Origin of the sequence: Prauserella endophytica, from assembly GCF_005146945.1 — a bacterium.
GTDB classification, from domain to species: Bacteria; Actinomycetota; Actinomycetes; order Mycobacteriales; family Pseudonocardiaceae; genus Prauserella_A; species Prauserella_A endophytica.
Window position 1 is genome coordinate 223,029 of the sequence record NZ_SWMS01000011.1, and the last position, 21,964, is coordinate 244,992.

The 21,964-nt window shown below is 71.6% G+C and carries 18 protein-coding genes; 14 read left to right on the forward strand and 4 right to left on the reverse strand.

Annotated features, from left to right (window positions below; translation table 11 throughout):
- Positions 1 to 48: 48 nt before the first annotated feature.
- From FCN18_RS21035 to FCN18_RS21055, 5 genes are all read left to right on the forward strand, one after another.
- A complete protein-coding gene (locus tag FCN18_RS21035; RefSeq protein ID WP_137095913.1) occupies positions 49 to 1,044 on the forward strand; it encodes a LacI family DNA-binding transcriptional regulator in 996 nt (331 codons plus the stop codon).
- Between the two features lie 103 nt (positions 1,045 to 1,147).
- Complete coding sequence (gene hisD, locus FCN18_RS21040; protein WP_137095914.1) at positions 1,148 to 2,467, forward strand: histidinol dehydrogenase; 1,320 nt, start codon at positions 1,148 to 1,150, stop codon at positions 2,465 to 2,467.
- 48 nt (positions 2,468 to 2,515) lie between these two features.
- Positions 2,516 to 3,865, forward strand: coding sequence for an MFS transporter (locus FCN18_RS21045; protein WP_112273055.1), 1,350 nt, complete (start codon positions 2,516 to 2,518; stop codon positions 3,863 to 3,865).
- Positions 3,862 to 4,605 carry an SDR family NAD(P)-dependent oxidoreductase gene (locus FCN18_RS21050; protein ID WP_137095915.1) on the forward strand — a complete coding sequence of 248 codons (744 nt, stop codon included), beginning with the start codon at positions 3,862 to 3,864 and terminating at the stop codon, positions 4,603 to 4,605. Before FCN18_RS21045 ends, FCN18_RS21050 begins: the two co-directional genes overlap by 4 nt.
- Positions 4,606 to 4,683: 78 nt before the next feature.
- Positions 4,684 to 5,508, forward strand: coding sequence for an alpha/beta hydrolase family protein (locus FCN18_RS21055; protein WP_112273059.1), 825 nt, complete (start codon positions 4,684 to 4,686; stop codon positions 5,506 to 5,508).
- Here the strand turns inward: FCN18_RS21055 and FCN18_RS21060 are convergent.
- From FCN18_RS21060 to FCN18_RS21070, 3 genes are read right to left on the reverse strand one after another with little or no spacing between them, the layout of a single operon-like run.
- Entirely contained in the window at positions 5,474 to 6,802 is a 1,329-nt protein-coding gene (locus FCN18_RS21060; protein ID WP_206077955.1) for an MFS transporter, read from the reverse strand. The genes FCN18_RS21055 and FCN18_RS21060 overlap by 35 nt on opposite strands.
- Positions 6,799 to 7,821 carry a phosphotriesterase family protein gene (locus tag FCN18_RS21065; RefSeq protein ID WP_137095916.1) on the reverse strand — a complete coding sequence of 341 codons (1,023 nt, stop codon included), beginning with the start codon at positions 7,819 to 7,821 and terminating at the stop codon, positions 6,799 to 6,801. Before FCN18_RS21065 ends, FCN18_RS21060 begins: the two co-directional genes overlap by 4 nt.
- 26 nt (positions 7,822 to 7,847) lie before the next feature.
- A complete protein-coding gene (locus FCN18_RS21070) occupies positions 7,848 to 9,176 on the reverse strand; it encodes an aspartate aminotransferase family protein (RefSeq protein WP_137095917.1) in 1,329 nt (442 codons plus the stop codon).
- 91 nt (positions 9,177 to 9,267) lie between these two features.
- On the opposite strand from FCN18_RS21070, the gene FCN18_RS21075 reads away from it, so the two are divergent.
- The 3 genes from FCN18_RS21075 (at position 9,268) to FCN18_RS21085 (ending at position 13,199) form a co-directional block, all read left to right on the forward strand.
- On the forward strand, positions 9,268 to 10,194 hold the full coding sequence (locus tag FCN18_RS21075) for a LysR family transcriptional regulator (protein ID WP_112273065.1): 927 nt from the start codon (positions 9,268 to 9,270) through the stop codon (positions 10,192 to 10,194).
- A 225-nt stretch (positions 10,195 to 10,419) separates the two neighbouring features.
- Positions 10,420 to 11,016 carry a TetR/AcrR family transcriptional regulator gene (locus tag FCN18_RS21080; protein ID WP_112273067.1) on the forward strand — a complete coding sequence of 199 codons (597 nt, stop codon included), beginning with the start codon at positions 10,420 to 10,422 and terminating at the stop codon, positions 11,014 to 11,016.
- Between the two features lie 5 nt (positions 11,017 to 11,021).
- Positions 11,022 to 13,199, forward strand: a complete 2,178-nt coding sequence (locus FCN18_RS21085; protein WP_137095918.1) for an MMPL family transporter — start codon at positions 11,022 to 11,024, stop codon at positions 13,197 to 13,199.
- A gap of 106 nt (positions 13,200 to 13,305) precedes the next feature.
- Here FCN18_RS21085 and FCN18_RS21090 read toward each other — a convergent pair whose 3' ends face one another.
- The gene (locus tag FCN18_RS21090; protein WP_112273071.1) at positions 13,306 to 13,689 is read right to left on the reverse strand and encodes a DoxX family protein; all 384 of its coding nucleotides are present in this window, start codon (positions 13,687 to 13,689) and stop codon (positions 13,306 to 13,308) included.
- Between the two features lie 487 nt (positions 13,690 to 14,176).
- On the opposite strand from FCN18_RS21090, the gene FCN18_RS21095 reads away from it, so the two are divergent.
- The 6 genes from FCN18_RS21095 (at position 14,177) to FCN18_RS21120 (ending at position 21,950) form a co-directional block, all read left to right on the forward strand.
- The gene (locus FCN18_RS21095) at positions 14,177 to 15,463 is read left to right on the forward strand and encodes a sensor histidine kinase (RefSeq protein ID WP_137095919.1); all 1,287 of its coding nucleotides are present in this window, start codon (positions 14,177 to 14,179) and stop codon (positions 15,461 to 15,463) included.
- A gap of 142 nt (positions 15,464 to 15,605) precedes the next feature.
- Positions 15,606 to 17,273 (forward strand): urocanate hydratase, encoded by a 1,668-nt coding sequence (gene hutU, locus FCN18_RS21100; RefSeq protein WP_137095920.1) that lies wholly within the window; start codon positions 15,606 to 15,608, stop codon positions 17,271 to 17,273.
- Entirely contained in the window at positions 17,270 to 18,487 is a 1,218-nt protein-coding gene (locus tag FCN18_RS21105) for an allantoate amidohydrolase (protein WP_137095921.1), read from the forward strand. Before hutU ends, FCN18_RS21105 begins: the two co-directional genes overlap by 4 nt.
- On the forward strand, positions 18,484 to 19,833 hold the full coding sequence (locus FCN18_RS21110; RefSeq protein ID WP_137095922.1) for a formimidoylglutamate deiminase: 1,350 nt from the start codon (positions 18,484 to 18,486) through the stop codon (positions 19,831 to 19,833). The genes FCN18_RS21105 and FCN18_RS21110 overlap by 4 nt, the downstream gene beginning before the upstream one ends.
- A complete protein-coding gene (gene hutI, locus FCN18_RS21115) occupies positions 19,830 to 20,990 on the forward strand; it encodes an imidazolonepropionase (RefSeq protein WP_113641127.1) in 1,161 nt (386 codons plus the stop codon). Before FCN18_RS21110 ends, hutI begins: the two co-directional genes overlap by 4 nt.
- Positions 20,991 to 21,050: 60 nt before the next feature.
- Positions 21,051 to 21,950, forward strand: coding sequence for a zinc-binding dehydrogenase (locus tag FCN18_RS21120; protein WP_158303148.1), 900 nt, complete (start codon positions 21,051 to 21,053; stop codon positions 21,948 to 21,950).
- The last annotated feature ends 14 nt before the right edge of the window (positions 21,951 to 21,964 follow it).

Consider the following 21,964-nt stretch of genomic DNA (forward strand, 5'->3'; position numbering starts at 1 on the left):
GCCGGGCGGCCATATCCTGGCCTCCGGCACAAACCGGAGGTGAGAGACATGGCGCGGCGCCCGACGGTCACGAGCGTCCAGATCGCTCGTGAGGCGGGTGTCGCCCAGTCGACGGTGTCCCGCGTGCTCAACGGCGGGAGCGTCGCCCCCGGCACCCGGCGCCGCGTGCTGGAGGTGCTGGCGAAGTACGACTTCCAGCCGAGCCAGGCGGCACGCAGCCTCGTGGGCGCTCGCTCCGGTCTCATCGGCGTGGTGATCCGCGACCTGACGAACCCCTTCTACCCCGTGATGATCAAGGCGATGGAGCGCGTGCTGCACGGGCAGGGCCTGCGGCTCACGCTCGTCACCGACGTACTGACCGCGGAGGAGGGACTGGCCTTGCTGCGGCGCGAGGGCGTGGACGGTGTCGTCTTCACCTCGGCCGTGGCCGACGACCCGCTGGCCCACCGCATCGTCGACCACGGCATCCCCCTGGTGCTGTGCCATCGCACGCTGGAAGGGTTCCCCGCCGACCAGGTGGAGGCCGACAACGTCACCGCGGGGCGGCTGGCCGCCGACCACGTGCTGGCGCTCGGTCACCGCCGCATCGCGATGGTGCGCGGCCCGGCCGGAGCGAGCACGGCCGAGCAACGGGGCCACGGCTTCCGCCAGCGTGCCGAGGACACCAGGGGCACGGTGCTCACCGAGGTCGACGGCTCCTACGATTACGCGGTCGCGTACGCCGCGGTTCGCGCGCTGCTGTCCGAGCCCTCACCGCCCACGGCGCTGTTCTGCCAGAACGACGTCATGGCCTACGCCGCGCTCAACGCGGCGGCGGCGTGCGGCGTGGCGGTGCCCCGCGAGCTGAGCGTGGTGGGCTGCGACGACGTTCCGCTGTCGGCGTGGGAGCGGATAGACCTGACCACGGTGCGTCAGCCGCTCGCACGCATCGCCGAGGTGGGCGTGGAGCTGCTGCTCGGCAGGCTCGCCGAACCGGACGCGCCGTACCGGCACGAGCTGCTCCCGGTCGAGTTCGTCGAGCGCTCGACCACCGCGCCCGCCTGAGGCACCGGTCACACTCCTTGACCGGGGCCGCACCTGTGGCCCATCGTTGGATACGTATCCATTGGATACGTATCCAAAGCAGTGACGAGCAAAGGAGCCGAGCGTGCCCCGCACCATCAAAGCCGCCACCACCGCGTCCTCCGCACCGTCCGGGAACGACGCCGTGGCGCAGACAGTCCGGGACCTCATCTCGGACATCCGCACGCGTGGCGACGAGGCGGTGCGCGAGCTCTCGGCACGCTTCGACCGCTGGGAACCCGAGTCGTTCCGCCTGAGCGAGCAGCAGCTCGACGAGATCGTCGGCACGCTCGACCCGCAGGTGATCGCCGACATCGAGACCGTGCAGGCCAACGTCCGCCGCTTCGCCGAGGCGCAGCTGGCATCGATGTCCGAGATCGAGGTGGAGACCGCGCCCGGCGTGTTCCTCGGCCACCGGCACGTGCCCATCCAGTCTGTCGGCGCCTACATCCCCGGCGGCCGCTACCCCCTCACCGCATCGGCACACATGACGATCGTGACCGCCAAGGCCGCGGGCGTGCCGCGCGTGGTCGCGTGCACGCCGCCGATCCGCGGCGAGATCCCGGCCGCGACCGTCGCCGCGATGCGGCTCGCCGGCGCCGACGAGATCTACCTCCTCGGCGGCGTGCAGGCCATCGCCGCGATGAGCGTCGGCACCCAGACCATCGGTAAGGTCGACATGCTGGCAGGCCCCGGCAACGCCTACGTGGCCGAGGCCAAGCGCCAGCTCTTCGGCGAGGTCGGCATCGACCTCTTCGCCGGGCCCACCGAGATCCTGATCGTCGCCGACGAGCACGCCGACCCGTTCGTCGTCGCCGTCGACCTGCTCTCGCAGGCCGAGCACGGACCCGACTCCCCCGCCGTGCTCGTCACCACCAGCGACGCGCTCGCCACCGAGGTGCAGCGGCACATCGAGGAGATCCTTCCCGGAATGTCCACTGCGGACATCGCGGGCCCGGCCTGGCGCGACCACGGCCAGATCATCCTGGTCGACGACCTCGACGAGGCCTACCGCGTGGCCGACGAGTTCGCCTACGAGCACGTGCAGATCCTCACCGAGAACCCGAGGGAGGCGCTGGACAAGATGCGTGCCTACGGCGCGCTGTTCCTCGGCGAGGGCACCTGCGTGTCCTATGGCGACAAGGTGATCGGCACCAACCACGTGCTGCCGACCCGCGGCGCCGCCCGCTACACGGGCGGGCTGTGGGTGGGCATGTACCTGCGCACGGTCACCTACCAGGAGGTGCGCGACCGGCAGGCCTCGGCCGACCTCGGCGTGCTGTGCGGCCGCGCTGCCAGGGTCGAGCTGTTCGAGGGACATGCCCGCTCCGGCGACGTCAGGGCCGCCAAGTACGCGGGCGCCGAGCTGCCCTGGACCGACCACTACCGGTCCGTCACGGTCTGACGCCCCCGCCGTCCCGTCCCCACCAGTCCGATCAACGGAGATCCCGCCATGTCCACCGCCGCCACCCTGACCCCGGAGCAGGTTCGCCGTCGTTCGCTGCAGTCCGGCACCATCGGCGCGATCGTCGAGTGGTACGAGTACACGATCTACGGGGTCGCCGCCGCCCTCGTTTTCGGGCACCTGTTCTTCCCGAACCTCTCCCCCGGCATCGGGCAGATCGTCTCGCTCGCGTCGTTCGGCGTGGGCTTCCTCGCCCGGCCACTCGGCGCCTTCGTCGCCGGGCACCTCGGCGACCGGATCGGCCGCAAGTCCACTTTGATCCTCACGTTCTCGATCATGACGGTCGCGACGGCGGCGATCGGGCTGATGCCGACCTACCACCAGATCGGGGTCGCCGCGCCGCTGCTGCTGTGCGTGCTGCGGCTGGCGCAGGGCTTCGCGGTCGGTGGCGAGTGGGGCGGGGCGGCGATCGTGGCCGTGGAGAACGCTCCCCGGGCGCGGCGCGGCTACTTCGGTTCCTGGCCCCAGATCGGGGTCTCCGCCGGGCTGCTGCTGGGGACGGCGGCGGTGTCCTTCTCGTCGTGGATCTCCGGTGACGCGTTCGACCAGTGGGGCTGGCGGGTGCCGTTCCTGCTCAGCATCCTGCTCGCGTCCGTCGGGTTCTTCATCCGTCTGCGGGCCACCGAGAGCCCGGCCTTCCTCGCCGAGAAGGAGAAGATGGACGCCGAGCTCGAACGCCGCAAGGCACCGGCCGCCATCCTGTTCCGCCACCACCGCAAGCCGTTGCTGATCGCGATCTTCGGCAGGTTCGCCGAGGCCGGGAACTACTACCTGTTCACCACGTTCGTGCTGTCCTACGTCACGGGCACGCTCGGCGTGCCCGAGTCCCACGGCCTGACCGCGTCGATGGTCGGCGCCGCGGTGAACATCGCCATGATCCCGGTGTTCGGCGCGCTGTCGGACCGCATCGGTCGCGTTCGGACGTTCCTGCTCGGCGGTGCGCTCATCGTCGTCACCACGTGGCCCGTGTTCGCGTTGATCGAGACCGGTGAGCTGTGGGGCATCGTGCTCGGTGTGGTGCTGTTCCTGGCGCTGGGGCACGCCCTCGTCTACGCGCCCCTTCCGGCACTGTACTGCGAGATGTTCCCGACCTCGGTGCGGTACTCGGGCATCTCGATCGGCTACCAGATGGCGTCGATCATCCTCGCGAGCTTCACCCCCGCGCTGGCGAGCGCGATGGTGCTGTGGGCGGGCGGTAGCCTCTGGATGGTGATCGCCTTCGCCATCGCGACCACGCTGATCGCGATGGTCGCGATCGCCTTCGCCCCCGACCGTCGCCACCTCGAACTCGACGAGATCGGCGACGCCGCGCCCGAAACCGTTGCGGAGAGCCGATGAGCTTCGACCTGACCGGAAAGAACGCCCTCGTCACCGGAGCCACTCGCGGGCTCGGCAGGGCCATCGCCGACCGCCTCGCGGAACTGGGCGCCACGGTGTACGGCACCAGCCGCGAAGCCGGGGGCGCCCAGGAGATCGGCAGCCGCTACGGCACCGAGCCGCTGCGGCTGGAGCTGACCGACGTGGAGAGCTTCGAGGGCTTCGCCGCGGAGGTCACGGCGGCCAGCGGTGGCATCCACCTGCTGGTCAACAACGCCGGCGTGAACATCCCCAAGCCCGCCGTCGAGGTCACGCCCGAGGACTGGAACACGGTGCTCGGGGCAAATCTCACCGGCGCGTTCTTCCTCTCGACGGCGTTCGCGAAACACTGGCTGCGCACCGGAACGCCCGCCGCGATCGTGAACGTCGCCTCCCAGGCGGGCCTGGTCGCGATCGAGGAGCGGGCCGCCTACGGCGCGAGCAAGGCGGGCCTGGTCCACGTCACGAAGCTCCTCGCGCTCGAATGGGCGAAGGCGGGCATCCGCGTCAACGCCGTGGCGCCCACGTTCGTGCGCACGGAGCTGACCGAGTCCACGCTCAGCCGCCCGGAGTGGGCGGCCGAGCTGCTCTCGCGCATTCCCGTCGGCCGCTTCGGCGAGCCGAGGGAGATCGCGGACGCGGTGGCCTACCTGCTGAGCGACGCGGCCTCGCTCGTCACCGGGCACACCCTCGCGGTCGACGGCGGCTACACCATTCGCTGAGGTTTCGCCGGTGGCGAAAGCGCTGTCGCGACAACCGTTGTGCCGCATACGGTTCCGGTGCGGAACCGAGGAGGCGACATGGAGACGATCAACGGAACGGCGGCGGGAGTACCGTTCACGGCGCTCCCACCGGAGGGAGCCACCGACGGGCCCGCGCCGTTGCTCGTGACGTGGCACATGCTGGACGCGCCGCGCACGGACGCGGCGTTCGCGGCCGCGCTGCCGATGTCCGGGGTGCCCGCCTGGCGGGTCCACCTGGGCATGCCGATGTGCGGTGCGCGGATGGTCGACGGTCGCGTCGACGCCGTGCTCGAGCTGGCCCGCGAGGACGCGTTGCTGTCCTTCCTGGCGCCGTTCACCCGGCAGGCCGCCGACGAGTTCCCGGCCGCGCTGGCCGCGCTGCGCGAGCAGCTTCCGGTGGACGACGGGCCGGTGGGCGTGCTCGGCGCCTCGCTCGGCGGTGCCGTAGCCCTGCGGGTGCTGACCACCCAGCGGATCCCGGTCCGGGCGGCCGCGCTGGTCAACCCCGCTGTGCGGGTGCGGTCCGCCGTCGGGCTCGTCGACGGCATCGCCGGGCACGCGTACCGGTGGACCGAGGAAGCCCACCGAACCGCCGACGAGCTCGACTTCGTGGCCCGCGCCGGAGATCTCGAGGGACAACCGCCGCTGCTGCTCGTCTCCGGGGAGCTGGACCACCCCGACCTGCGCGCGGACGCCTCCGACCTGGTCGGCGCCCTGCGCGAGCGGTACGCGCGGCCGGAGGAGGTCGAGCTGGTCTCGGTGCCGGACCTGGCGCACCCGCTGGCCGAGGAGCCGGGCCTGGAACCGGCTCCCCAGCTGCCCACCGCCAAAGCGGTGGACGACATCCTCACGCGGTGGTTCGCCCGGCAGCTGGTGTGCTGACGACGTGCCGCTCGGCACGGGCCAGCGTCTCGGGAATCCGCCACACGCCGACGATCCCCAGCAGGGCGACGGCGGCGAGATAGAAACCGGGCGCCGTGACCATTCCGGTGGCGCTGACGAGCGTCGCGGCCAGCAGTGGCGCGGTGCCGCCGAGCACGGCGTAGCCGAGGTTGTAGCCGAGCGAGGCACCGGAGAGCCGGGTGCGGGTCGGGAACACCTCGAGCAGTGCCGTGTAGCTGCCCCCGCCGAACACGCCGAGCGACAGCGCGACGAGGACCTGCCCGGCGATGGCGCCGCCGATCGACCCGGACGAGGCGAGCAGGAAGGCGGGCACGGCCGCCAGAGCCAGGAGTGCGGCACCGATTCTGATCATCGTTCGCCGTCCGATCCGGTCGCCCACGGTTCCCGCGGCGCAGATCGCGACGATGAACACGACGAGCGCGAGACCGTTGGCGGTGAGCGCGTCGACCCGGCTGAGCCCCGCGGTGAGCTGAAGGAACGTCGGGAAGTAGCCCACCAGGTAGTAGAAGGCGAGCGCGCTGGTGGCCGAAAGGACGAACGAGTACCAGACCGCGGCGCGATGGTCGCGAACCGCGTCGCGCAGCGGGGTGTCACTCAGCTCGCGGTCGCGCGCCACCCGCTCGAACTCGGGGCTCTCCTCGGTCCGCATCCGGATGTACAGCCCGACCAGGCTCAGGGGCAGGGCGATGAGGAACGGGATCCGCCAGCCCCACGATTCGAACTGGGCATCGGTCGTCATCGCGTTGATCCCGAGGACCACCAGCAGACCGATCACCGAGGAGACCGCGGACATGGCGATGACGACGGTGATCCAGAAGGCACGTCTGCCGGGCGGGGCGTGTTCGAGCGCGAAGGACGTGGCGCCGGTGACCTCTCCTCCCGCGGACAGCCCCTGCAGCAGCCGGAGCAGGACGAGCAGCAGCGGAGCGAGCAGGCCGACCTGGTCGAAGGTCGGTAGCACGCCGATCGCGGCGGTGCTGAGGCCGATGAGGGTGAGGACGATGGCCAGCACCCGCCGTCGGCCGACCCGGTCACCGAGGCGGCCGAAGACGATGCCGCCGAGCGGGCGGACGACGAAGGCGACGCCGTAGGTCGCCAGGCTGGCCAGCAGAGCGGCACTCGCGTCGCCAGGAGGAAAGAACGCGGTCGCGATCACGGGCACCACCAGCGCGTAGATCGCGAAGTCGTAGAACTCGACCAGCGTGCCGACCGCGGCGCCCGCGAGGGGCCGTCGGGTGCCGCGCGCCGCGGCCGGCGGACGGTTGCGGATCACGGCGTGACCTCCAGCATCCGGCGTGGGTTGTCGACGGTCAGTGCCGTGACGTCGTCCTTGTCGAACCCCCGGCGCAGCATCAGCGGGACGACGTTGCGCAGCAGGTGTGCGTAGCCCTCCCCGCCGTAGCGCTGGAGGTGGGAACGGAAGCAGATGTCCTGGGAGAGCAGGATGCGGTCGCGGTGGCCGCGGTCGCACAGCGCGCGGATGTGGTGGAGCCGCATGGCGTCGTTCGGCATGTCGATGTCGGCGTAGGGGTAGTAGCTCGACTCCTGGCCGAACAGGTCGAACTCGAGGTAGCAGCCGGTGTCGGCGAGCGTGAGCATGTCGTCGAGGGAGAACAGGGTCCGGTCGATGTGGCTCATGACGACCCGGTCCGTCGACGACGTCTCCTCGCGCACCCGTGCCATGGCGTCGGCTGGCGCCTCTGGAGCCCGTCCAGGGTGGATCATCAGCGCGGCCCCGGTGTCCAGGTGCGCGTCGACGGCGGCGCGCAGCACCCGGTCCTCCACGGGGTCGACCGGCCAGGACAGACCGATCTCGCCGATCAGCCCGGCGCGGACGCCCGTGTCGCCGACGCCTGTGGTGACCTCGTCGCGGATCTGGGTGGCGAGCTGGTCGCGGGATCGGTGGCGAAGGTCTTCGGGGTGGTAGTCGCGGTGGTACCACCCGCTTCCCATGATCACGTGCAGACCGGTGCGCTCGGCGACCTCGACCAGGCCGCGGGGGTTGCGGCCGAGTCCGATGCTGGTGGCGTCGACGATCACCGAGCCGCCCGCCTCGCGGTAGCGCTCCAGCTCCTGGACGGCGTCCTCGATGTCGTCGACGCGCATGTCGAAGGCGCTGTGGTGGCGGCGCACCTCGTAGTAGTTGTCGAGACGAATCGGCTCTTCCGAGGCCAGCGCGGTCCCCTGCTGCCTGGTCGTTCCTCCGATGTGGGACAGCACGTGTTCGTGTGGCTGGATGTGTCCGAGGCCGTCGCTGTCGACGTCGCCCCGGACCGTTCGCAGTATGGCCATGCGGTACTCCTCGGTGGTTGGTCCCGTCACGACGGGTCGCGCAGCGCCGCGCCGTAACGGTCGGCGAATTCCTCGAAGGCCGCGACGACGCCGTCGCAGTCGGTGTCGCTGATCGCGAGGCTCAGCGCCACCATGGCCCGCCGGGCCATCCAGTAGCCCTGCTCCAGCAGGTGGAAGAAGAGCAGTTCCCTGGCGGCGTGGTCGGCTCCGGTCAGGTCGGCTGGGGAACCGACCGGCCCAGGGACCGGGTGGAACGTCATGAGCGATCCGCGGCCGGTGACCGTGAACGGGATGTCCGCGTCGGTGAACACGGACCGCAGGCGCCCCCGGAGCCGTTCGCCGCGGGCGTTGAGCTCGTCCAGCGCGGTGTCGGTGAGCACGTGTTCGAGTCCCGCCAGCCCGGCGGCCATCGTCAGGGTGTTGTTGTTGAACGTGCCGGCGTGCGCCCACACCGGTCCCGGCGCCGACGGGTCGAACCCGCGCATGATCCCGGCCCGCCCGCCGAAGGCACCGAACGACATCCCGCCGCCGAGGTACTTGCCCAGCGTGGTGAGGTCCGGGGTGATCCCCAGTACCTGCTGGAGCCCGCCCGGCGCGAGCCGGGAGGTCATGATCTCGTCGAAGATCAGCAGCGCACCGGCCCGTGCGGTCTCCTCCCGCAGCGTCCGCAGGAACTCCGGGCTGCCCGGGATGGTGCCTCCGCTGCCCAGCATCGGCTCCACGAGCACGGCCGCGAGTTCGTCGCCGGCCTCGGCGATGATCTCGCGTGCCCCGTCGACGTCGTTGTAGTCGCCGACCAGGAACCGGTGCGGCACGTTGAGCGGCGCCCCGCCCTGCCCGAAGGCGAGGACACCGCCGTGGTAGCCACCGCGGAACACGAGGACGGTGGAGCGGCCGGTGTGGGCGCGTGCCGCGGCCAGTGCGAACAGGTTCGCCTCGGTTCCGGAGTTGGTGAACCGGACCAGTTCCAGTGCGGGGAACCGGCGCCGGAGTTCGGCGGCGAACCGCGCCTCACGCTCGGTGTGCCCGCCGAAGGAGACCCCCTCGTCGAGTGCGGCGTGCAGGGCCTTCACCAGTACGGGGTGCGAGTGCCCGTAGAGCCCGGCGGTGTAGTCGCCGAGGAGGTCGAGGTACCGGCGCCCATCCAGGGAGTACAGGTGCGCTCCCTCGGCGCGCTCGAAGACGAGGGGGAACGGTTCGTAGTACAGGGTGGTCCGGGTGTTGCCTCCCGGCATGGAGCGCCGCGCGAGCTCGTGCCGCTCGGCGCTGCGGGGGTTGGCGTCCACATAGGAGGAACGCAATGCCTGTACGGCGTCGCGCAGCGTGTGTGCGCGTGGTGGTCCGGTCCGCTGCATCGCTCGATTGTTGCCGCGCCCATTCGTAACGACAAGCAAAGAGTGTTGGCCTAAACTGTTCAGTATTTCTGAAGAGTAGGCGGGAGGCCGGGTGGCACTGGACGTACGGCGGCTCCGGATGCTGAGCCAGCTCAAGGCGAGCGGCACCATGGCGGCCGCGGCACGGGCGATGAACTACTCGCCGGCGTCGATCTCCCAGCAGCTCGCGCAGCTGGAACGGGACGTCGGCAGCACGCTGTTCGTGACGGCGGGCCGTAGCGTGCGGCTGACTCCGGCGGGCACGGCGCTGGCCACGCGGGCGGACGAGATCATCGAGGCTCTGGACGCGGCCGAACGCGAGGTGCGGCGGCTGGGCTCGGCGCCGGTGGGCCGGCTCAGGCTGGCGATCTTCCAGTCGGCCGCACTGGCCGTGCTGCGGCAGGTGTACGGGAGGCTACGACGGGACTTCGGCGGCATCCGGCTCGACGTGGCACACCTGGAGCCCCGCGTCGCGCTCGAGGAACTGTCCCGCCACGCGGTCGACATCGCGGTGCTGGAGGAGTATCCGGGTTCACCGTTGCCGAAGCCCCGTTCGGTGACCACCCGGCTGCTCACGCTGGACCCCCTCTACCTGGCGTCACCGGCCGCGGAGCACGGGTCGGCGCAGCCCGATCCTCGCGCGCGGTGGGCACTCGAACCTGAAGGGACCGCGGCGCGGCGGTGGGCCGAGGCGACGTGCCGGACCGCGGGATTCGAGCCGGACGTGCAGTTCGAGTCCCACGATCTGATGCTGCACCGGGCGGCCGTGCGGGCCGGTCTCGCACACAGCTTCCTGCCGGGGCTGGCCGTTGGCGGCAGCGGGGACGACGCCGGAATCCGGTTGGACCGCCTGCCCGGCGACCCGGCCCGGTCGATCATCGTCGCGTACTCGAACTCGGCCGTCGACGACCCCGTGGTGTCCACCGTGGCCGAGGTGTTGCAGGACTCCTTCGCCGACAACAGCCGGTCGCCCGGCGCGCTCGGCTCAGTGGGACCGTGACTTCTAGTCTACTGTGGACTTTCCTGAGCGGCGGGGCTCGTGATCGCACTGTCCCGATCATGGCCCGGCGTGCCCAGTGCGAGCAGTCACGGATCGCCATGACCCCTTTCCCCTGAAAGGGGAGTGAGGGCAGCGATTGGTCAGCACTGAACGTGACGAAGGCCACCGACCATTTCGGTCGGTATACCTACCAAACTGGTCGGTCGCGTCGGTACCGTCGAGAACATGGCACGCACGTTCCGGGAGGACGTGGACGAACGGATCCTCGACCGCGCGGCAGCGTTGTTCGCGCAGCGGGGCTACGCGCACACGTCCCTGCAGTCCCTCGCGGACGCCGTCGGGCTGTCCAAAGCCGGGCTGCTGCACCACTTCCCGAGCAAGGACGCGCTGTACCAGGCCGCGATGAACATGTGGCAGGTGCAGGGCCGGACGCTCTTCGACCCCGTGATCGAGCTGCCTGTGGGCCCCGAGCGCGACCGGCGGGCGGTGGAGCTCCTGATCGACTTCGCGCTGGAGCGCCCCGGCCTGGTGGCCTTGGCATCGCGGTCGATCACCACGCTCGGCAGCGAGGAGCCCGATCCAGGCGAGGAGGCGGGCGAGTTCGCCTTCGCCGTCTTCGGCATCGACCCGGAAACGGACGAGCCCGAACGAGTGACCAGGGTGCTCGGGATGCTCGGCGCCCTGGTCGTGCTCATCCTCGCCGCCAACCACCTGGGGGACAAGACCACGTGGCGGCGGCACATCCTCGCGACCTGTCTCGACACGCTCGGCCACCGCAGTCCGGGCCTCTCGTCAACCGACCACGTTCAAGTGGAGGCCTGATTCGCATGGCAAGACTGTTGTACCGACTCGGCACGGGCGCCCACCGCCGCAGGCTGGTCGTGGTCCTGGTGTGGCTCGCGGTGCTGGCCGGTTCGGCACTGGGCGCCACGACGCTCGCCGGGGATACGTCCGACCAGTTCTCCATCCCGGGCCAGGAGTCCACCACGGCCCTGGAGAAGATCGGGCAGGAGTTCGGCTCCGGCGGTGGCGCCACGGCCCGCGTCGTGGTGCAGGCGCCCGAGGGGCAGACGCTGACCGCTCCCCCCAACGCGGCCCAGATCGGTGACCTGGTGGCCGAGCTCAACTCGTTGCCGGGGGTGGCCTCGGCGACCAACCCGCTCGACCCGAACGCCCCGGCCGTCAACGCAGGCCAGGACACCGCCTACAGCACCGTCACCTACGACGTGAGCCCCGGCGAGCTCACCGAGGAGCAGCGCGATGCGCTGACGACCACAGTGGCCGACGCCAGGACCGGCGGCCTGACGGTGGAGGTCGGCGGAGACATCTCCCAGCAGGCCCCCGAGATCGGTGGCACCTCGGAGATCATCGGCGTGGTCGTCGCGCTGCTGGTGCTGGCTCTGACCTACGGCACGCTCGTCACGGCCGGGATGAACCTGCTGACCGCGTCCGTCGGCGTCGGCATCGGCGTACTGGGCATCACGATCGTGACCGGCTTCGTGGAGCTGAACTCGACGACCCCGATCCTCGCGACCATGCTGGGGCTCGCCGTCGGAATCGACTACGCCCTGTTCATCATCAACCGCTACCGCCAGGAACTGCGCCGGGGCGCGGACGTCGGCACCGCCATCGGCGTCGCGGTGGGCACCGCGGGCTCGGCCGTCGTCACAGCGGGCATCACGGTGGTCATCGCGCTGGCAGGCCTCGCCGTCGCGGGCATCCCGTTCCTGACGCAGATGGGCATCGCCGCCGCCGCGACCATCGTCGTCGCCGTGCTCGTCGCGATCACCCTCGTCCCCGCGGTGCTCAGCTACCTCGGCCACCGTGCACTGCCCCGCAAGCAGCGCTCGGCCGCGGCCGAGCGGGCGGAGGCGCCGGAGCGCGGCTTCTACCGCGGCTGGGTCGGCGGGATCACCCGGGGCCGCGTGGTGTCGCTGCTGGTGTCGGTGCTCGCGCTGGGCGCCGTCGCGATCCCGGTGGCCTCGATGCAGACCACCCTGGTGCCGACCCCCGCCGACGGCACCACCCAGGCCCGTGCGGAGCAGCTGCTCGCCGACGGCTTCGGCGAAGGCTTCAACGGGCCGCTCATCGTGCTGTTCGAGGGTGACAACGCCTCGCAGGCCGCCACCCGGCTCTCCGGCGAGATCGCCGACCTTGACGACGTCGCGCTCGTCGCTCCGGCGACACCCAACGCCGACAACACCGCGGCCCTGCTCAACGTGATACCGAAATCAGGGCCGACGAGCCCGGAGACCCAGCAGCTCGTCACCGACCTGCGGGCACAGCTGTCCGATGTGGACGGCGTGACGACCTACGTCACCGGCTCCACCGCGGTGAGCGTGGACGTGTCGCGCACCGTCGACGAGGCACTGCCGGTGTACCTGGTGGTGGTCGTGGGCCTGGCCCTCGTGCTGCTGGTGCTGGTGTTCCGGTCGCTGCTCGTGCCGCTGATCGGTGTGCTGGGCTTCCTGCTGACGATCGGCGCCTCGCTCGGCGCCACCGTCGCGGTGTTCCAGTGGGGCTGGCTGGCCGACGCGGTGAACCTCGACTCGGCCGGGCCGCTGATCAGCCTGACGCCGATCGTCGTGATCGGCATCCTGTTCGGCCTGGCGATGGACTACCAGGTGTTCCTGGTCTCCCGCATGCACGAGGCGTACCACCACGGCAGGTCGCCCATGGAGGCCATCACCAGCGGCTTCCGCCAGGCCGCCCCGGTGGTCGTCGCCGCGGCGCTGATCATGTTCTCGGTGTTCGCGGGCTTCGTCCCCGCCGGCGACGCGACGATCAAATCCATCGCCTTCGCGCTGGCCATGGGGATCCTGGTGGACGCGTTCGTGGTCAGGATGGTGATCGTGCCCGCGGCGCTCGCCCTGCTGGGCGACCGCGCGTGGTGGCTGCCGAGCTGGCTGCGCTGGCTTCCGGTCCTCGACGTGGAGGGCTCGGCCCTCACCGCCGAGAAGGCCGGGGACGAGCGCGACGAGAAGGCCCTCGCCGGGAGCCGATAGCCGGAGCGACCGCGCCGGCACCCTCTCCCGGCCGGGCGAGGGTGCCGGCGCGGTCGCGTCAGCGCCCGGAAACGGAGCCGTCGTCGGTGGTCGCCATCCCGCCGACTCAGCCGGTGAAGGACTCCGGACCGAAGCGGCCCCACGCGATGAACGCCGCGAGCGCGAGATAGGCCAGGTTCAGCAGCACGAGCTCGGACTCGCCGAGGCGGCGGTGGGTGATCATCGCGCCCACCATCAGCGCGATCCAGCAGACGGCGGTCACCGGCACCAGAATCGGCGCGATGCCGACCACCGCTGGCAGGATCAGGCCCACCGCGGCCAGAAGTTCGAGCACGCCGAGGGTCTTGATGAACCCGGCGCTGGCGGCCTTGGTCCATGCCGCGCCGCGGAGGGTGGACAGTTTTTCCTTGGGCACGAAGGTCTTGCTGATGCCACCGGCCAGGGCTACGGCGCCCAGCAGTCCAGCGGCGATCCACAGCGCGAGGTCCATCGGCTACTCCTTGATCGAGAATCACCTGCACCTCGTATGACGAGACAGTGGCCCGATCCTGTGACATCGCGGGCCGCCCGGGCACGCTCGCGCACCGGTACGCGCCAGCCCGGACACCGCGTGACCGTGAACAGGTGTAACGCCGGGGTGCCGGCTGCGACTTTCCTGGCACGAGGTCTGACACCGGGCCTCGGCGGGCCGAGGGGTGGGGTCTCCAGCGAACGGTCCGGAAGTCGCGGCGCGCTCCCGCTCCCTGCGTCGCGGCCTGCCGGTGCGTCACCGGCCGCACGGTTCCCCCGCAACCGGAGGCGCCGGTGACGCACCCACACCGCCGACACCGTCCACACCGGACGCGGTCAGCGGGTACCTCAGTCCCGAGCGCCGCCGGGCATCCACCGATCGGTTGAGCGGCGGGCCCACCGCACTCCGTGCCGGACCGGCCGCGCGGTCGATCCCACGCGGCCGGCCCGGATGGCATCCTGCTCATATGGCGAACAGCATCGAGGCCGAGCTGCGGGAGGAGTTCGACCGCTGGGAGCGCGGGGAGGCCGCGGTCTTCCAGGTGCTGCCGTACTTCCTCCTCGCGGTCAGCACCCTCGTCACGTTGTTGCAGCCGACGTGGGGCGTGCCGGTGCACGTCCCGACGATCGTCGGCCTCACGGTCGCGACCACACTCTGGCTGCTCTGGTTCCACACGCTCCACCCGGAATGGCACGACAACGGCCCGCTGATGGGCGTGTACTACGCGGGGCTGACGGCGCTGGCCGCCGTGCTCGTGTGGAACACGCCGTGGTTCGCGTTCTTCGCGTTCGCCGGCTACCCCCAGGCGTTCGTCTACCTGAAGGGGCGCTGGCGTTACGTCGGCGTCGCCGCGACGGCCATGGTCTCGGCGGTGGCGTACATGGGCGGAGTGGACACCGTCACCGTCGACGCGACCCTGGAGTGGCTGGCGATCAGCCTGGTCAGCGTCCTGATCGCCGGGACGTTGTTCTACTTCGCCGAGCTGACCGACCAGCGCAACCACCGGCAGAAGCGGGCACTCGTCGAGCTGCACGAGGCCAACGTCAAGCTCGAAGCCGCGCTGGAGGAGAACGCCGGCCTGCACGCCCAGCTGCTGGCCCAGGCCCGCGAGGCCGGGATGCTGGACGAGCGGCAGCGGATGGCCCGCGAGATCCACGACACGCTCGCCCAGGGGTTGGCCGGCATCCTGGCGCAGCTCCAAGCCGCCGAGCAGGGCCTGAACGAGGCGCCGACGCCGCGCAGGCACGTCACGAACGCGATGGACCTGGCCCGCGAGAGCCTCACCGAGGCCAGGCGAACGGTGCACGCGGTGGAGCCCGCGATGCTCGCCGAGGCGAGACTCCCGGACGCGATCGGCGACGTGGCGAAGCGCTGGGCGGAGGTGAACCACATCGACGCGGTGCTGACCACCACGGGCGACGCCCGGCCGCTGCACGCCGATGTCGAGGTGACGCTGCTGCGGACCGCGCAGGAGGCGCTCACCAACGTGGCCAAGCACGCGAGGGCGAACCGCGTGGGCCTGACGCTGTCGTACATGGCGGACGTGGTGACCCTCGACGTGCGGGACGACGGGGTGGGCTTCGAGCCGAACACCAAGCGCGTCAACGGTGCCACGAACGGGGGCTTCGGGCTCGCCGGAATGCGGCAACGGGTGCGCCGCCTCGCGGGGAGGCTGGTGATCGAGTCGGAACCGGGTGCCGGCACCGCCATCTCGGCGACCGTGCCGGCCATCCCCGCAGGCGAGGTGGACTGACCCACCTGCCCCCAAGGCCACCTTTGTTGCGTTGAACGCAACAAAGGTGGCCTTGGGGGACGGTCGCACCGTCTCGGATCCGAGACTCAATCTGGGTGCGCGTGCTGGAGGCGGTCCGGGGCCGTGCGGCCTACTGGGTCACATGGCTTCCAACCCTGGCCCACGCCCCGTGCGCGCATCTCGCGGCAGTGCCCTCTCCTGCAAGGGCTGGCCGCAGGAGGCGGCGCTGCGGATGCTGATGAACAACCTCGATCCCGAGGTCGCCGAGCATCCCGACGACCTCGTCGTCTACGGCGGCACCGGCCGCGCCGCCCGCAGCTGGGCCGCCTTCGACGCGATCGTGCGCACCCTGCGCACGCTCGAGGCCGACGAGACGCTGCTGGTGCAGAGCGGCAAGCCCGTCGGCGTGCTGCGCACCCACGAGTGGGCACCTCGCGTGCTGCTCGCGAACTCCAACCTCGTCGGCGACTGGGCGACGTGGGAGGAGTTCCGCCGCCTCGACGCGGCCGGGTTGATGATGTACGGCCAGATGACGGCGGGCTCGTGGATCTACATCGGAACGCAGGGCATCCTCCAGGGCACGTTCGAGACATTCGGTGCCGTGGCCCGCAAGCGGTTCGGCGGCACATTGGCCGGCACGATCACGCTCACCGCCGGGCTGGGCGGTATGGGAGGCGCCCAGCCGCTGGCGATCACGATGAACGAGGGTGTCGCGATCTGCGTCGAATGCGACCCGAGCCGCATCGAACGGCGCATCGCCCACCGCTACCTGGACACCCGAGCGGCCGACCTCGACGAGGCGCTACGGCTGGCGATCGAGGCCCGCGACGCGCGGCGACCGCTGTCGATCGGCGTGCTCGGCAACGCCGCCGACGTGTTCCCCGAGCTGCTCGCCCGCGACGCGCCGATCGACGTGGTGACCGACCAGACCTCCGCGCACGACCCGCTCGCGTATCTGCCGCGCGGCATGGCGTTCGAGGACCTGCACCGCGCCTCGGAGAAGGATCCCGCGCACTTCACCGAGGAGGCGCGGGCGTCGATGGCCGCGCACGTCGAGGCGATGGTGGGCTTCCTCGATCGCGGCGCCGAGGTTTTCGACTACGGCAACTCGATCCGCGACGAGGCGCGCAAGGGCGGCTGCGCGCGGGCGTTCGACTTCCCCGGCTTCGTCCCCGCCTACATCCGGCCGCAGTTCGAGGAGGGCCTCGGCCCGTTCCGCTGGGTGGCGCTCTCCGGCGATCCCGCCGACATCGCCGCCACCGACCGCGCGGTGCTGGAGCTGTTCCCTGACAACACACACCTGCGACGCTGGCTCACGATGGCCGGGGAGAAGGTCGCCTTCCAGGGACTGCCCGCCCGCATCTGCTGGCTCGGCTACGGCGAACGGCACCTCGCCGGGCTCCGGTTCAACGAGATGGTCGCCTCCGGCGAGCTCTCGGCGCCGATCGTGATCGGCCGCGACCACCTCGACTCCGGCTCCGTCGCCTCGCCGTACCGCGAGACCGAGGCGATGCTCGACGGCTCCGACGCGGTCGCCGACTGGCCGCTGCTCAACGCGCTGGTCAACACCGCGTCCGGGGCGTCGTGGGTGTCGATCCACCACGGCGGCGGCGTAGGCATGGGGCGTTCGATCCACGCCGGCCAGGTGTGCGTCGCCGACGGGACTCCCGAGGCCGCCCGCAAGCTCGAACGCGTGCTGACCAACGACCCCGGCCTCGGGGTGCTGCGGCACGCCGACGCCGGGTACGAGCACGCCGCCGCCGTCGCCGCCGAGCGCGGCGTGCGCATCCCCATGCGGGAGGAAGGGTGAGCCCCTTCGCCGCGCTGTGGCCGACGCTGCTCGACGTCGGCAGGCATCCGAGGACCGGAGGCTACCGCCGCTACGCGTGGACCGACGTGGACCTGACGCTGCGCGAGTGGTTCACCGACTGCGCGCGGCGGCGCGGGATGGACACCGAGGAGGACCGCAACGGCAACCTGTGGGCGTGGTGGCTGCCGCCGGGCTGGTCGGGCGATCCGCGCGGCGCGTTCGTCACCGGGTCGCATCTGGACTCGGTGCCCGACGGGGGCGCGTTCGACGGCCCGCTCGGCGTGGTGTCGGGCTTCGCGGCCGTCGACCTCGCGAGAGAGCGCGGCGTGGTGCCGTCCGTGCCCGTCGCCGTCGTCGCGTTCTCCGACGAGGAGGGCGCCCGCTTCGGGGTGGCGTGCGCGGGCTCGCGGCTCTCCGCCGGAACGCTCGCGCCGGAGCGGGCCCTCGCGCTGCGCGACAACGACGGCCACACCCTCGCCGAGGCGCTGACCCGCGCCGGAAGGGACCCCGCCGCGCTCGGTCCCGACCCGCGGCTACGCGAGCGTGTCGGCGTGTTCGTGGAACTGCACGTCGAGCAGGGCCGCGCGCTCGGGCCACTGGGGCAGCCGCTCGCGATCGGCTCGGCGATCTGGCCGCACGGGCGCTGGCGGTTCTCCTTCACCGGCGAGGCCAACCACGCGGGCACCACCCGCATGGCCGACCGGAGGGATCCGATGCTCGCGTTCGCGTCGTCGGTGCTCGTCGCACGAGCCGGTGCCGAACGGCACGGCGCGGTCGCGACGTTCGGCAGGGTGCGCGTGGAACCCAATGGCACCAACGCGATCGCCTCCGACGTGTACGCCTGGCTCGACGCGCGGGCTCCTAGCGAGGAGGTGCTGGCCTCGCTCCTCGAGGACATCACGACCGAGGCCAAGGTACACGCCGGATACGACGGCACCTTTGTGGACATCGCCGCCGAGTCACGCAGCCCCGTCGTCGAGTTCCCGCCCGGACCGCGACAGCGGCTGCGCCGGGTGCTCGGCGACGTGCCGGAGCTGCCGACCGCCGCCGGGCACGACGCGGGCGTGCTCTCGGCGCTCGTGCCCACGGCGATGCTGTTCGTGCGCAACCCCACCGGGGTGTCGCACTCCCCCGCCGAACACGCCGAGGAGGCCGACTGCGAACGCGGCGCGCGGGCCCTCGCCGACGTGCTCGCCGACTGGGTCACGGCATGAGCGCCGCGGACTGGTGGTGCGAGCACGCCTGGCTCGGCGGGGACCGCGTCGAGGCCGGGGTGCACTTCTCCGTGGCAAACGGGCGGATCGGGAGCGTCCGCGTCGGAGTGACCTCACCGCCATCGGCACGGCGCCTGCCCGGACTCGTTCTGCCGGGCCTGGCCAACGCGCACTCGCACGCCTTCCACCGCGCGCTGCGCTCGCGCACGCAGCGCGAACGCGGCTCGTTCTGGACGTGGCGGGAGCTCATGTACCGGGCGGCCGACCGGCTCGATCCCGAGCTGTACCACCGGCTCGCGAGGGCCGTATACGCCGAGATGGCGCTCGCCGGGATCACGGCGGTCGGCGAGTTCCACTACCTGCATCACGACCGCGGCGGGCGGCCCTACGCGGAGCCGAACGCGATGGGCCTCGCACTCGCCGAGGCCGCCGCCGAGGCGGGTGTACGGCTGACCCTGCTCGACACGTGCTACCTCAGCGCGTCGGTGGACGGGACGCCGCTGGCAACGGGGACGCAGCAGAGATTCGGCGACGGCGACGGGCAACGGTGGGCCGAGCGGGCCGAGGACCTGCACCGGAAGGCCAAGGAGCGCGCCGGGGTGCTGATCGGGGCGGCCGTGCACTCGGTGCGCGCCGTGCCGTTCGAGCACCTTGGCACGGTCGCGGAGTGGGCGGAGTTGCGTCGCGCGCCGCTGCACGTCCACTGTTCCGAGCAGATCACCGAGGTGCAGCAGTGCCTCGCGGTGCACGACCGGACGCCCACCGCGCTGCTGCGCGACGCCGGCGTGCTGGGACCGAGGACCACCGCGGTGCACGCCACCCATCTGACCGGCGCCGACGTACTCGACCTGACCCGCACGGCGACCGGGGTGTGCTTCTGCCCCACCACTGAACGCGATCTCGGTGACGGCATCGGCCCGGCGCCCGCACTGCTGGACGGGAACGGGCCGTTCGCCCTCGGCTCCGACAGCCACGCCGTGATCGACCTGTTCGAGGAGGCCAGGGCCGTCGAGCTGAACGAGCGGCTCGCCGGTCATCGGCGCGGCACCATCACCGCCGCACGGCTGCTCCGCTCGGCCACAGTGGACGGTCACCGCTGCCTGGGCTGGACCGACGCCGGGCAGCTGCGGGCCGGGCAGCGGGCCGACTTCGTCGCCGTGGACCTGGGCTCGGTGCGCACGGCGGGCGGCGGAGCCACCGTCGAGAACGCCGTCTTCGCCGCGTCGGCGTGCGACGTCACCCACGTGGTGGTGGACGGGCGGGTCGTGGTGGCCGGACGCCGGCACGTGACGATCGAGGACACCGCCGCCGAGCTGGACGCGGTGATCCGGGAGATGCTGCGATGACGACCGTGCTCTACGACGGCATCGGCGAGCTGGTGACGAACGACCCCGCACAGGGCGACGGCAGCGCGCTCGGCGTCGTCAGCGACGCGGCGCTCGTGGTGGACGACGGCATGGTCGCGTGGGTTGGTGAGCGGCGCGGCGCGCCCGCCGCCGACGAGCACCGGAACCTCGACGGCTCCGCCGTGATCCCCGGTTTCGTCGACAGCCACGCGCATCTCGTGTTCGCCGGCGACCGCGCGGAGGAGTTCGCCGCGCGCATGAGCGGGAAGCCCTACGCGGCCGGCGGGATCGCCACCACGGTGGTGGCGACCCGGGAAGCCGACGACGCGACGCTGGCCCACGGGCTCGCGCGGCTCGCCGGGGAGATGCGGCGGGGTGGCATCACCACATTCGAGTGCAAGAGCGGCTACGGGCTCTCTGTGGAGCACGAGGCGCGCTCGCTCGCCGTGGCCGCGAAGCTGACGCCCGAGACGACGTTCCTCGGCGCACACGTGGTGCCGCCGGAGTACCGGGACCGCCGCGAGGAGTACGTCGAGCTTGTCGCGGGCCCGATGCTGCGGGCGTGCGCACCGCTCGCGCGGTGGGTGGACGTGTTCTGCGACCGGGGCGCGTTCGACGTCGACGAGGCGCGGACCGTGCTCGAGGCGGGCATCGCCGCCGGGCTGGTCCCCCGCCTGCACGCGGGGCAGCTCGGGCCGGGGCCCGGCATCCGGCTCGCGGTGGAGCTGGGCGCGGCGTCGGTGGACCACTGCACGTACACCACCGACGCCGACGTCGACGCGCTCGCGGCGGGCACCACAGTGGCCACGCTGCTGCCTGGTGTGGAGTTCTCCACGCGCTCACCGTGGCCGGACGCGCGGCGCCTGCTCGACGCCGGGGTCACCGTCGCGCTCGCCACGGACTGCAACCCTGGCACCTCGTACACCTCCAGCATGCCGTTCTGCATCGCGCTCGCCGTGCGGGACATGGGGTTCACGCCCGCGGAGGCACTGTGGTCGGCGACGGCGGGCGGGGCCGCCGCGCTGCGGCGCACCGACGTCGGGGTGCTCGCGCCGGGGCACAGGGCCGACCTCGCGGTACTCGACGCGCCCTCCTACCTGCACCTCGCGTACCGCCCCGGCGTACCGCTGGTCCGTGACGTCGTGTCGGCGGTGTGATCGACTGAGCACATGCGTGCGGTACGGACGGTTACAGGACCACGGTGGACGGTCGTGCGGATGCCAAGGCCCGTCCCAGCTCCGGAAGAGGTTCTCGTGCGGGTCCGCGCCGCCGGGCTGAACCGAGCCGATGTGCTGATGCGCGACGACACCTACGTTCCCGACGATGCCGGGTGGTCGGTGGCGACCGACCGCGTGGGTTTCGAGTTCTCCGGTGAGGTCGTGGAATCCACCGGGGAATGGTCGGCAGGTGACGCTGTACTGGGGCAGGCCGGGGGCACCTGCGCGGAGTTCGTCACCGTGGATCACCGCCTGCTGCTGCGACGCCCCGCAGGTTGGTCCTGGACCGAGGCCGCTGCCGCGCCGAGTGCTCTGCTCACCGAGTACGACGCACTCATGCACGTAGGCGGGTTCCGCCCGGGTGAGACCGTGCTCGTCACGGGCGCGACCAGCGCCGTCGGGCTCGTCGCGGTGGGGTTGGCCTCGTACCTTGGCGCGGGCAGAGTGGTCGGCACGACCAGGCGCAGGGAACGTGCCGCGTCGGTTCTGGCGGCTGGCGCGGACGACGTCCTCGTAGGGCCGCCGCTTCGTGCGGAGTACACCGGCACCGGGTTCGACGTGGTGCTCGACCACGTGGGCGGTGCCACGCTGACCGCGGTGATTCCGCTCGTGCGACCCGGTGGGCGCGTTGTGCAGATCGGCAGGCTCGGCGGCGGCACCGCCCTGCTCGATCTGGAAATCCTCGCACGCCATCGGCTCAGCCTGATCGGAACGACCTTCCGCGGCAGACGGCTCCCGGAGCTTGCGAACCTGATCGACGCGCTCCGCCCGCACCTCTCGGAGTTCCCACGGCGCCCCCTGATCGACTCCGTGTTCTCCCTCGAGGAGATCGAGGACGCGTACGAGCGGCTGGCCTCACCGGAGCTGTTCGGCAAGGTGGTCATCACCGTCGACCACTAGCGCACCCGGCAGAG

What these genes read in the sequence shown, in the direction of transcription:
- FCN18_RS21035 (WP_137095913.1), top strand. Translation starts at nt 49, where the DNA reads ATGGCGCGGCGCCCGACGGTCACGAGCGTCCAGATCGCTCGTGAGGCG.
- FCN18_RS21050 (WP_137095915.1), top strand. Translation starts at nt 3,862, where the DNA reads ATGAGCTTCGACCTGACCGGAAAGAACGCCCTCGTCACCGGAGCCACT.
- hutI (WP_113641127.1), top strand. Translation starts at nt 19,830, where the DNA reads ATGACGACCGTGCTCTACGACGGCATCGGCGAGCTGGTGACGAACGAC.
- FCN18_RS21080 (WP_112273067.1), top strand. Translation starts at nt 10,420, where the DNA reads ATGGCACGCACGTTCCGGGAGGACGTGGACGAACGGATCCTCGACCGC.
- FCN18_RS21055 (WP_112273059.1), top strand. Translation starts at nt 4,684, where the DNA reads ATGGAGACGATCAACGGAACGGCGGCGGGAGTACCGTTCACGGCGCTC.
- FCN18_RS21095 (WP_137095919.1), top strand. Translation starts at nt 14,177, where the DNA reads ATGGCGAACAGCATCGAGGCCGAGCTGCGGGAGGAGTTCGACCGCTGG.
- FCN18_RS21070 (WP_137095917.1), bottom strand. Translation starts at nt 9,176, where the DNA reads ATGCAGCGGACCGGACCACCACGCGCACACACGCTGCGCGACGCCGTA.
- FCN18_RS21110 (WP_137095922.1), top strand. Translation starts at nt 18,484, where the DNA reads ATGAGCGCCGCGGACTGGTGGTGCGAGCACGCCTGGCTCGGCGGGGAC.
- FCN18_RS21065 (WP_137095916.1), bottom strand. Translation starts at nt 7,821, where the DNA reads ATGGCCATACTGCGAACGGTCCGGGGCGACGTCGACAGCGACGGCCTC.
- FCN18_RS21045 (WP_112273055.1), top strand. Translation starts at nt 2,516, where the DNA reads ATGTCCACCGCCGCCACCCTGACCCCGGAGCAGGTTCGCCGTCGTTCG.
- FCN18_RS21090 (WP_112273071.1), bottom strand. Translation starts at nt 13,689, where the DNA reads ATGGACCTCGCGCTGTGGATCGCCGCTGGACTGCTGGGCGCCGTAGCC.
- hutU (WP_137095920.1), top strand. Translation starts at nt 15,606, where the DNA reads ATGGCTTCCAACCCTGGCCCACGCCCCGTGCGCGCATCTCGCGGCAGT.
- FCN18_RS21120 (WP_158303148.1), top strand. Translation starts at nt 21,051, where the DNA reads ATGCCAAGGCCCGTCCCAGCTCCGGAAGAGGTTCTCGTGCGGGTCCGC.
- FCN18_RS21085 (WP_137095918.1), top strand. Translation starts at nt 11,022, where the DNA reads ATGGCAAGACTGTTGTACCGACTCGGCACGGGCGCCCACCGCCGCAGG.